Source organism: Campylobacter sp. BCW_6466, assembly GCF_001762835.1.
Lineage (GTDB): Bacteria > Campylobacterota > Campylobacteria > Campylobacterales > Campylobacteraceae > Campylobacter_D > Campylobacter_D jejuni.
In genome coordinates, this window is sequence record NZ_MJXO01000055.1 from 1 (window position 1) to 8,801 (window position 8,801).

Sequence of the window (8,801 nt, forward strand, 5' to 3'; positions counted from 1 at the left end):
GAAAATGAAAAATAACCCTTATTTTAAAGAAAGCGAATTTAAATGTAAATGCGGCAAATGTGAATTACCGCAAAATGTACCAAGTGATGAGCTTATAGACATTCTTTGTGAAATCAGAGAACATTACAATGCTCCTATTATTATAAATAGTGGATATCGCTGCAAAGAGCATAATGCAGAGATTGGTGGAGCCCCTAAAAGCCAACACACTATAGGAAGTGCAGCGGACTTTGTGGTTAAAGGAGTTAAAACAGAAGAAGTTCATCAATATGTTTTAAACACCTATGGCGAAAGAGGTTTAGGGATTGCCATAAAGCATAATTTTAATGATCCTTATGCTGGGTTTGTGCATTTAGACACTAGAGGCAAAAAAGCAAGATGGACTTATCCATAAGGAAAAGATTGTGTTTAGTTTTATTTTATCAAGGTTTTTAAGTCCTTCAAAAATAGCTTTTTTTGTTCTAATTGCTCTTTGTGGTTTTTTATATTTAAAAAACAATGCTTTAGCTTTAGAAAATGAAAATCTAAAACTTAAAGCTTTGCATTTTAGCAATGAAATCAATGTTTTTAAAGATAAATTAGCCCAGCAAAATAAAGCTATTGATAAATTAAAACTTGATTTAAAGCCCAAAGAGACTTTAAAAGAAGTTTTAAAAGTGGATAAGGTTTTTATTAAAGATAAAAGCTGCCAGAGTGAACTTAAAGCTTATAAAGAATTATTTAATATTTTAGGAGCAAAAAAGTGAATGATAAAATGAGAATTTTCCTATTAATTATACCTTTTGTTTTTTTAAGCGCTTGTGCTTCTAAAGATATTTTGATTAAAACTGAAATCAAAGAAGTTAAAGTTCCTATTAAATGCCCTTTAAAACTTCCTTTAAAGCCTTTAGACAAACAAGACTTAGAAAGTGCTAAAGAAATCTCTAAGTATTACTTAGAAGTTGAAAATATAGCCAAGCTTTGCACAGGAGAGAAAGATGAAAGAAAATAATAAAATGATAAATCAAAAAAGCATTGCAAAAGATCTTCTTATAGCTCTTTTATTTTCAAGCTTTGCTTTAGCTTTATTGTATGTATTTGAAATTTTTACAAGGAACTAGCAATGAAATTAGAAGATATATTTGTATATATGGTTTTAATGATAGTAAGCTTTATAGCTGGACTTGTAGGAATTGTAACAAAAAATAAATTAAGCAAAGCTCTTAATTTAAAAGGTAAATTTACACTCTTTTTAAAAGGTATGCTAGGTTCTATGTTTGTAGCATATCTAGTTTTTGAAATTGTAAATTATCTTAATTTTGGCATAAAGCTTAGCGTTGCAGTGGGTGGTTTTGCAGCTTATATGGGGACAGATGCATTGCTTAAAATTGAGCAACTTGTAGAAAAGCTTATAAATAAAAAATTAGATAAATTGTAAGGCTTTATATTGACCCTTGTATTTTAAAAGGTTTTAAACGCAATTTAAAGCTTTTTAAAACTATATTTGAAAATAAAAAGAAAGCAAAAATGGATAAGTTAGAAATAAATGAAATTAAATCAAGGCTAAAGGCTTTAAAATTTAATCATAAAGAAGATAAAAATTTAAGAAGAGATAGGATTTTAAAACAAGGCTTTAAGGCTTTTGTTTTTGAATATTTTCCTCATCATATCAATTTTATCAAAAAAGAAAGCTCTAATTTTAGAAATTTTATCTATGATAATATTGATGAATTAGAAAAGAAAAATAATCATCTTTGTTTTAAAGCTTATCGTGGAAGTGCTAAAACAACGCTTTTAGTAAGACTTTTTACTCTTTACTCGCTTTTAAGTAATAAAAAGCAATATGCTTTAATTATATCTTCTACTTTAGACATTGCAAGTGAAAGTATAGCAAGTTTAAAAACAGAGCTTGAAGAAAATGCTAAATTAATTAATGATTTTGAAATAAAACTAGGCGATGAATGGACTAGTGAAGCCATAGTTTTTACAAGTTTTAAAATACATAAAAAAATTAAAGCTTTTGGTAGTGGTAAAAAGATAAGAGGAACGAATTATCTTGGCAAAAGACCTGATTTAATTATCTGTGATGATATAGAAAATGATGAAAATGTAGAAAGTAAAACGCAAAGGGATAAACTTTATAAATGGTTTAATAAAGCCATTTTAAAGTTAGTCGCAAGAACACAAGAAAATTATTTATACTTAGTCGTTGGAACTATTTTACATCAAGATAGTCTTTTAAATCGTTTAAATGATGATAAACGCTTTTTAATTTATGATTTTCCGCTTGTGCTAAGCTTTCCTGACAAACTTGATTTAATCGATAAAAACAATATTTTAAAAAGCGATTTAAAGGGTTTTAAATTAGATGATGAAAATTTAAACAAAATAGAAATTTTAAAAGAATATTTTGCTGATACTCAAAGTTTTTTTAGCGAATATCAAAACAAAGCATTAAGTACTGAAAATGCTATTTTTAGCGAGTATAAAATCATAGAAAAAGAACAAGATTTTGACCTTGTGGTTTTAGGGATTGACCCTGCACTTGGTAAGGCAAAAGGCGATTATTTTGCCATTGCTGAGCTTAAAAAAGTAGATAAAAATAAATTTCATTTAAAAGCAAGTGGCTATAAAATATCTCCTAGCAAGATGATAGATGTGATATTAAAGCTTTATATCAAATACTTAAGCTTAGGAAAAATAGTAAAAATAGCCATTGAAACAATAGCCTTTCAAGAGTTTTTCAAAGATAAGCTCAAAGAAGAGGCTTTAAAACTGGGAATTATTCTAAGTATTTGTGAGCTTAAAAATAAAGTCGCAAAAGAACTTCGCATCGATAGCTTAGCACCTTACATTAACGACGGCACGATTTTAATAGACAATAACTCAAATTTACTTATCGAAGAAATGCTAACCTATCCAAAAGCAGCACATGATGACTTGCTTGATGCAAGTGAGATGGCTTTTAGAATCGCTTGTAGTGCAGCAAATGCAGATTATAAAGCAATCAATAGAATACTTAGCAAAAGAAAGATTAAAAAAGGATTTTTATGAGAATATTAAATAAAACAGCAAGAAAAAGCGTAGCAAGTAGTGTTGATTTTGATAGTATAATCGCTGCTTTAAATAGTGAGAATTTTAGTGAACTTATAAGTATTTATGATTATTTTAAACGCTTTGATCCACAAATTGCCTCTGAAGTAATGAAAAGGCGTTTTAAAATGTGTTCTTTTCCTATGTTTATTACTTGTAAAGATGAGACTCAAAGAATATTTTTACAAAATTATATATCAAAAAGTGATTTTAGGAAATTCGTCTTTGAAATGAGTGCTGCAGTAGTTTATGGTTTTGCTGCTTTTTTACTTGAATGGAAGGTAAAAGATTTAAATGTTTTTCCAAAACTAAAATACATAAGTCCGAGATTTTTTTCGATGGATGATAAAGAAAGGCTATTTATTTATAGCGAAAGTAAAAAACTTTTTGTGGATGAGTGTGATGATATATTTTTACACTTACATCCAAGCGATTCAGGTTCATTCATAGAACAATCCCTTTTTTATAATGTTGTAAGCATTGCAGTTTTAAAGCAACTTGCTATGAGTAAAAACATTTCTTATCTTGATAATTTAAGTGTGCCACCTATCATTGCAAAAACAACCAATGCAAACAGCGATAAAGAAATAGAAGAACTTTTAATGCAACTTAGCAATTTAAGAAGTGCAAGTGTGGGAATTTTTAACAAAGATGACATGGTCGAGCTTTTAAACTCAGGGCTTTCTACTTCTACTTTTACAGATTTTTTAAGGTATTGTGATGAAGCTATTTCAAAATTAATCAGCGGACAAGTTTTAGCAGGAAATGCAGTGCAAAATGGTACTCAAGCCTTAGGTAATGTACACGAAGAAGTGCGTCTTAATGTGGGTGAAATGGATACACTTTTTTTAAGCAAAAGCATACAAAAATTATTAGAGCAGATTTTAAAACTTAATTTTGCAAAGCCAGCTGAGTTTGAGTTTGTTTTTGATACAAACAAAGAAGTCGATGAGCAATACTTAGCAGGAGTTTATAGCACTATTTCTAGTATGGGTTATGAGATACCTGCTGAGTTTTTAGCAAAAACTTTTAGAATTGAAGGTTTAAAGAAAAAAGAAGTAAGCACTGAAAATTACGCATTTAACTCTTTAGTGTTAGAAAAAAATAATCGTCTTAGCAAGGATAAAATAGAATTAAACTCAAGTGCAGAAGATGAGATAAGTGATGAAATTTATGAAAAAATCAAAGCCTTTTGGGAAGAATGTCAAAGCTATGAAGAATTAGAAGAAAGAATTTTTAAAGAATACCCAAATATCAGTTTTGAAAAATTAAAAGAAAGTCTGGATAAAAAAATCGCTCTCGCTTCCATGCAAGCTCTTTTGGATACTGGAAATGAGTAATATTTTTAACAAAAGCGTAGATGAAGCTTATAGCTATTTAGAAAATAAAGGCTTAAAAATAAGCTTTAAATATCACGAAATTAAAAAACAAGCACACGATCGCGCTTTTAGTGCAGCAGGCATTATGAAAACAGATGTATTAAATGATTTGCACGAAGAATTAAAAAAAGCTATGAAAGAAGGAAGAAATTTTAATGAGTTTAAAAACAATTTAAAAGAGCTTTTAACAAGTAAAGGTTGGTATGGTAAAAAAGAAATAACAAACCCAAAAACAGGAGAAAAACGCACTATAAATATCAATGCAAATCGCTTAAAAACAATTTATCATACCAATATGCAAAGTGCTTACGCAAAAGCAAGAGCAAAGCAACTTAGCACTTATACTTATAAAACTTACTGGGTATATAAATGTGCACTTTTAGAAGATTCAAGAAGTGAGCATAAAAAAATGCACAATTGTGCCATACACAGAGATGATCCTTTTTGGAAAACTTCCTTTCCGCCTAATGATTATAATTGTAAATGTAAAGTCATAGCAGTAAGCGAAAAAGAAGCAAGGGCTAAATATAAAATTTTAGAAAATCCAAAAAGTATTGCTTCTAAAAACTTTGCTTATGATAAAAGAGAGAATTCACAGATGCCAAAAGAAACGAGAATAAGCCTAGATGAAAGCTTAGAGAATTTACCAAAGGTACATAATTATGAAAATTTAAGTGATAAAGAATTAATGGACAAAGTCTATGAAAGCTTTGATGTGAAAAAAGAAGATTTACTCGTTGATAAAATAGGAGATGTAATAAGCTTAGATGATGATTTTTTCTATGATAAGAAAAAACAAATTTCTAAGATAAAAAAGAATAATCGCCACTTTTATATCGACTATCTGCCAAAGCTTGTAAAAGATCCTGATGAGATTAGATTAAGCATGGATACTGACCCTTACTACAAAGGCTTTACCAAAAAAACTTATATTAAATACTTTTATGATAATGGAGTAAAAGCTCTTGTAATGGTATTAAATCAAAGAGGCAATCAAATCAATAATAAAACTATGTTTTTAAGCGAGAACGATAAGTATTTTAAAGAAGTATTAAATCAAGGAAAAATTGTTTATAAAAAATAATAAATTTGCAAAAAAGAAGGTGGCTAAACTCTTATAGCCAATGACCCACTGCCACATCGTGATGATACTATAAGAGCATAACAACTTATTTGCTAAAATAATTATATAAGATTTTAAGTAATTTTGCAAGTTTTACATTTTAGCTATAATTTTTTCTTTCATTGTTTTAAATTCTTCTTCAGTAATAATACCTTTATCTTTAAGATTTGATATTCTCTCTAATTCTACGGTTAAATCACTATTAGTGGTAGATATATGATTATTTGCATCAGTATTTTGAGTACACTCTCTAACAAATTCAGCCATTTCTTTGGTTTCGTTTTTTTCCATATTTTTAATTTTAGCCTTATTACCCGAAGCATAAATAACTATCTCGCCAAACATCAAGCCTGTACTATATTCAATAGATGAAATTTTATCATAAAGAAAAGTTTCCACCTTTAAGCTAAATATTCCCTTGTCAATAAAAATCAATCTTTTATCAGTAGCTACTAGCAGTCCTGTAGCAAGATTATAAGTGCCTTGTGCTGCTTTTTTTACCTTCTCATTCTCCCATAAAATATCTGGTAAAGCTTTAATTTCTTTTCTTGAGAAAATATTTTTAGCATTTGAAAAATCAGAAATTTGACTTTGTATTTCCTCTAAACTAGGCATTTATACTCCTTTAATAAAATGCCATAGTCTATTGAAGTTTATTTTAAAGTCTGCTTAAACAAAGTCCAAAGCATATCCTTAGTTTCTTCTTCCATTGCTCTGGCTACTCTTTTGTTTATATTTAAATTTTCATCGATGGGTAAAAAAGGTCTTGCTATTACATTTTTAGAGCCAAATTGATGCACTCTGGCATACGCAAAGCCTTTATAGTTGGCATTAAGTGCTACAAAAGCTCTATCATTTTCCACTCCACTATGTAAAGAGCTTTGCATAGAGCCTGTTGCAAAAAGCTTTTTAGTATGCATGATCTTTTGTGCTTTTCTTGAATTTAATGTACTTTGCTTTAAAGGTGCCCATTTTTTAGCATTAGAGTCTTGTTCTTTTTCTAGATTTTCTTTGCTTTCTTTATAAAGTGCTTCAGCAATTATTTCTTTTAAAATAATCTGCTTTTGTTCGTTTTCTAGATTTTCACATTTTTTTAAAAAATTCTCAAGACCCTTTAATTCAAAGCGCTTCATCAAAAAGTCCTTTTTGAGTTTCTTTTATATAGTATTTTGCCCAATTATCTACTTTGATAAGTTCAATAGACATAAAAGTGTATCCGCACTTAAGACATCTTCTAAATCTTTCATTGGTATCTGATTTTATAGTTTTTAAGACTTTAGTTTTTTCATTTGCACATCTAGGGCAGATCAAAATAAATCCTTTAAAAAAGCTTTTAAAGGATTATATCTATTTTTAATTATTTTTTTTAGTTTTAGCAATCTTTTCTAAAACTACAAGCATTATAGTGCAGTCTTTTTTGCTAAGAGTTTCAAGAGAGTATATATCTTTTTTTAAAGTTTTTTTACAAAGTTTGTAAAAACTAAAAATAGGCATTTTTGTTTGTTTTAATAAAGCTTTTAAATAAAAAAATTGTTTATTAGAACTAGCTTTTTTAAGCATTAATCTACCCTTAAAATCAGGTACGAAGTTTATATCATCTTTAATTTTACCATCAAAAATATCAAGCAAGATTTTAAGCTCATCTATGCTTAAATCTTTTGAGCTTAAAACCTCAAATCTTAAAGCTAAAAAATCTTGCCAAGCATTATTTTCTTTATAATATAAATACTCTTTGTGCATGTGTATTTTAGCTAGAAGTTGTTTTCTAAGCATTGCTTGTTTAGGACTCATAGCAAACCTCTTATATAGAGTTCTTTTTTTAAAAAGCTTCTACTAAGCCCACTTACACGAGAGAGCTTGGCTATATTTACTTTGCCATTTTTGTGTTTATAAAAGCCATTTTCATCATTTAAAACATCTTTTAAAAGTGTTTTAAAAGCCCTTAAAGCACCATTTCTTTTACTCATCTTTTCTTTCCTTGCTAAATAAAACTTAATCAAACCCACTAATTAGTGAGTTTTGTTAAATTTTTGGCTTTTTTTAACATATTTCATTTTTATGTTAAAATTTTTAATATTTTTTAACATTTCAAAAGTTCAGGATTATCGTGGATATTGCCGATGATTTCGGTATCATATCCTTCATCTTTAACTAAATAAATTAAAGAGCCTATGTAATCTCTACTTTTACTCTCAAGATAAAAAGTCCCTTCTTTATGAATGCCAACTTTTGCCAAAAAGCAATCGTATGGACTTTTAGTTTTAACGATATCCCCTTCATAAATCTTTTTGCCATGTTTATCATATAAACCAGTCCAAAGTTCGATTTCGATATCATCATACCAACTTTCAAGAAACTCGTGTTCTCTATCTTCATAAACAAGCAATACACCTGCTTTTATTTCTCCGGGATTATGATTAAACTCAACAAGGCATGGATTGTTTGTTATGTAATGTTTTTCTTGTATATTCCAAATCCTAAAATCAAAATCTTGTAGTTTCATTTGTTATCTCCATTTATGCTTTTTATAGTTTTTTGCCATTCCTCATCGCTTTTAAACTCATTATTAAGTTCTTTAAAAAGTTTAAGTGCTTCATCATTAGACAAATTAGAAAGAATAGTTCTTATTCTTTCTAATGGCTTGATATCCTTATGGATAATTCCAAAGAATTCCTCTTGCTCTTTTGTGCTTAAATCTTCAAAAAGTTTAGCCAAATCATGAGCGTAAAAATCTTCTAAATCACTCGCATCTATGCTTACATTGACATACATTTTTTATCCTTTTGTTTTAAATTAAGTTTTAAAAACTTAATCAAATCCGCCTTAGCGGACTTGTTAAATTCTTAATTTTGAATTTCTAAGCTTTCAATCTTTGGCTCTATTCTAAAATTATCCTTTACAACTCTTTTAAGTCCAAGCTTTACTAAAGTAGTATCATCAAGCTCTACAATGGCATCTTTATTAAGTTCTTCTTTGTAAATGATGCATTCATTAAGGTTGTAACTTTTAAAGGCTTTGATTAAGTTTTCTAGCTTTTCTTTCACACGTGGTAAAGATACACTTTTACTTAAGCGATAGCCAATCTTGCCAAAGGTAAATTCTTTAGATCTTTTTTCGGCAAATTCATGCTTGTTATTTTCACAAAAAGTAGTGATACATTGCTCTATGTATCCAAGCTCATCACTTAAAACCTTAATCTCTCCTGCACGAGCTTCTTTAATCTCATT

The 8,801-nt window shown here is 28.7% G+C and carries 16 protein-coding genes; 8 read left to right on the forward strand and 8 right to left on the reverse strand.

Annotated elements, in window-relative coordinates; all coding sequences use genetic code 11:
- Nucleotides 1-4: 4 nt before the first annotated feature.
- The 8 genes from AJ887_RS06040 to AJ887_RS06070 all read left to right on the forward strand — a co-directional run bounded on the left by AJ887_RS06040 (nucleotide 5) and on the right by AJ887_RS06070 (nucleotide 5,535).
- Complete coding sequence (locus AJ887_RS06040; protein ID WP_002922136.1) at nucleotides 5-394, forward strand: YcbK family protein; 390 nt, start codon at nucleotides 5-7, stop codon at nucleotides 392-394.
- Nucleotides 395-404: 10 nt separating this feature from the next.
- A complete protein-coding gene (locus AJ887_RS06045) occupies nucleotides 405-746 on the forward strand; it encodes a hypothetical protein (RefSeq protein ID WP_002854893.1) in 342 nt (113 codons plus the stop codon).
- On the forward strand, nucleotides 743-991 hold the full coding sequence (locus AJ887_RS06050; RefSeq protein ID WP_070280988.1) for a hypothetical protein: 249 nt from the start codon (nucleotides 743-745) through the stop codon (nucleotides 989-991). Before AJ887_RS06045 ends, AJ887_RS06050 begins: the two co-directional genes overlap by 4 nt.
- Complete coding sequence (locus tag AJ887_RS10430; RefSeq protein WP_261659780.1) at nucleotides 978-1,100, forward strand: hypothetical protein; 123 nt, start codon at nucleotides 978-980, stop codon at nucleotides 1,098-1,100. The genes AJ887_RS06050 and AJ887_RS10430 overlap by 14 nt, the downstream gene beginning before the upstream one ends.
- A 2-nt stretch (nucleotides 1,101-1,102) precedes the next feature.
- Complete coding sequence (locus AJ887_RS06055) at nucleotides 1,103-1,417, forward strand: phage holin family protein (RefSeq protein ID WP_002790261.1); 315 nt, start codon at nucleotides 1,103-1,105, stop codon at nucleotides 1,415-1,417.
- An 89-nt stretch (nucleotides 1,418-1,506) separates the two neighbouring features.
- Nucleotides 1,507-3,033 (forward strand): phage terminase large subunit, encoded by a 1,527-nt coding sequence (gene terL, locus AJ887_RS06060; RefSeq protein WP_002865465.1) that lies wholly within the window; start codon nucleotides 1,507-1,509, stop codon nucleotides 3,031-3,033.
- Nucleotides 3,030-4,412: a DUF935 family protein gene (locus AJ887_RS06065; RefSeq protein WP_052780840.1), complete on the forward strand. Its 1,383-nt coding sequence runs from the start codon at nucleotides 3,030-3,032 to the stop codon at nucleotides 4,410-4,412. The genes terL and AJ887_RS06065 overlap by 4 nt, the downstream gene beginning before the upstream one ends.
- Entirely contained in the window at nucleotides 4,405-5,535 is a 1,131-nt protein-coding gene (locus tag AJ887_RS06070) for a phage minor head protein (RefSeq protein ID WP_052780839.1), read from the forward strand. Before AJ887_RS06065 ends, AJ887_RS06070 begins: the two co-directional genes overlap by 8 nt.
- A 132-nt stretch (nucleotides 5,536-5,667) precedes the next feature.
- On the opposite strand, the gene AJ887_RS06075 is transcribed toward AJ887_RS06070, so the two are convergent.
- The 8 genes from AJ887_RS06075 to AJ887_RS06110 all read right to left on the reverse strand — a co-directional run.
- On the reverse strand, nucleotides 5,668-6,189 hold the full coding sequence (locus tag AJ887_RS06075; protein ID WP_052780838.1) for a PH domain-containing protein: 522 nt from the start codon (nucleotides 6,187-6,189) through the stop codon (nucleotides 5,668-5,670).
- Between the two features lie 38 nt (nucleotides 6,190-6,227).
- Nucleotides 6,228-6,707 carry a phage virion morphogenesis protein gene (locus AJ887_RS06080; RefSeq protein WP_070284975.1) on the reverse strand — a complete coding sequence of 160 codons (480 nt, stop codon included), beginning with the start codon at nucleotides 6,705-6,707 and terminating at the stop codon, nucleotides 6,228-6,230.
- A complete protein-coding gene (locus AJ887_RS06085) occupies nucleotides 6,694-6,885 on the reverse strand; it encodes a hypothetical protein (protein WP_002790256.1) in 192 nt (63 codons plus the stop codon). The genes AJ887_RS06080 and AJ887_RS06085 overlap by 14 nt, the downstream gene beginning before the upstream one ends.
- A 42-nt stretch (nucleotides 6,886-6,927) precedes the next feature.
- Nucleotides 6,928-7,365, reverse strand: coding sequence for a hypothetical protein (locus AJ887_RS06090; protein WP_070276125.1), 438 nt, complete (start codon nucleotides 7,363-7,365; stop codon nucleotides 6,928-6,930).
- A complete protein-coding gene (locus tag AJ887_RS06095; RefSeq protein WP_002864977.1) occupies nucleotides 7,362-7,541 on the reverse strand; it encodes a hypothetical protein in 180 nt (59 codons plus the stop codon). The genes AJ887_RS06090 and AJ887_RS06095 overlap by 4 nt, the downstream gene beginning before the upstream one ends.
- 113 nt (nucleotides 7,542-7,654) lie before the next feature.
- Entirely contained in the window at nucleotides 7,655-8,077 is a 423-nt protein-coding gene (locus AJ887_RS06100; RefSeq protein ID WP_070284642.1) for a YopX family protein, read from the reverse strand.
- Entirely contained in the window at nucleotides 8,074-8,346 is a 273-nt protein-coding gene (locus AJ887_RS06105) for a hypothetical protein (RefSeq protein WP_070284644.1), read from the reverse strand. Before AJ887_RS06105 ends, AJ887_RS06100 begins: the two co-directional genes overlap by 4 nt.
- A gap of 71 nt (nucleotides 8,347-8,417) precedes the next feature.
- Nucleotides 8,418-8,801: host-nuclease inhibitor Gam family protein (locus AJ887_RS06110; protein WP_070284977.1), on the reverse strand; the 384-nt coding region annotated here is incomplete at its 5' end.

Bases quoted from the DNA above. Each gene is read 5' to 3' on its own strand.
- AJ887_RS06065 (WP_052780840.1), top strand. From the start codon at position 3,030: ATGAGAATATTAAATAAAACAGCAAGAAAAAGCGTAGCAAGTAGTGTT.
- AJ887_RS06095 (WP_002864977.1), bottom strand. From the start codon at position 7,541: ATGAGTAAAAGAAATGGTGCTTTAAGGGCTTTTAAAACACTTTTAAAA.
- terL (WP_002865465.1), top strand. From the start codon at position 1,507: ATGGATAAGTTAGAAATAAATGAAATTAAATCAAGGCTAAAGGCTTTA.
- AJ887_RS06100 (WP_070284642.1), bottom strand. From the start codon at position 8,077: ATGAAACTACAAGATTTTGATTTTAGGATTTGGAATATACAAGAAAAA.
- AJ887_RS06090 (WP_070276125.1), bottom strand. From the start codon at position 7,365: ATGAGTCCTAAACAAGCAATGCTTAGAAAACAACTTCTAGCTAAAATA.
- AJ887_RS06080 (WP_070284975.1), bottom strand. From the start codon at position 6,707: ATGAAGCGCTTTGAATTAAAGGGTCTTGAGAATTTTTTAAAAAAATGT.
- AJ887_RS06040 (WP_002922136.1), top strand. From the start codon at position 5: ATGAAAAATAACCCTTATTTTAAAGAAAGCGAATTTAAATGTAAATGC.
- AJ887_RS10430 (WP_261659780.1), top strand. From the start codon at position 978: ATGAAAGAAAATAATAAAATGATAAATCAAAAAAGCATTGCAAAAGAT.
- AJ887_RS06070 (WP_052780839.1), top strand. From the start codon at position 4,405: ATGAGTAATATTTTTAACAAAAGCGTAGATGAAGCTTATAGCTATTTA.
- AJ887_RS06105 (WP_070284644.1), bottom strand. From the start codon at position 8,346: ATGTATGTCAATGTAAGCATAGATGCGAGTGATTTAGAAGATTTTTAC.
- AJ887_RS06055 (WP_002790261.1), top strand. From the start codon at position 1,103: ATGAAATTAGAAGATATATTTGTATATATGGTTTTAATGATAGTAAGC.
- AJ887_RS06075 (WP_052780838.1), bottom strand. From the start codon at position 6,189: ATGCCTAGTTTAGAGGAAATACAAAGTCAAATTTCTGATTTTTCAAAT.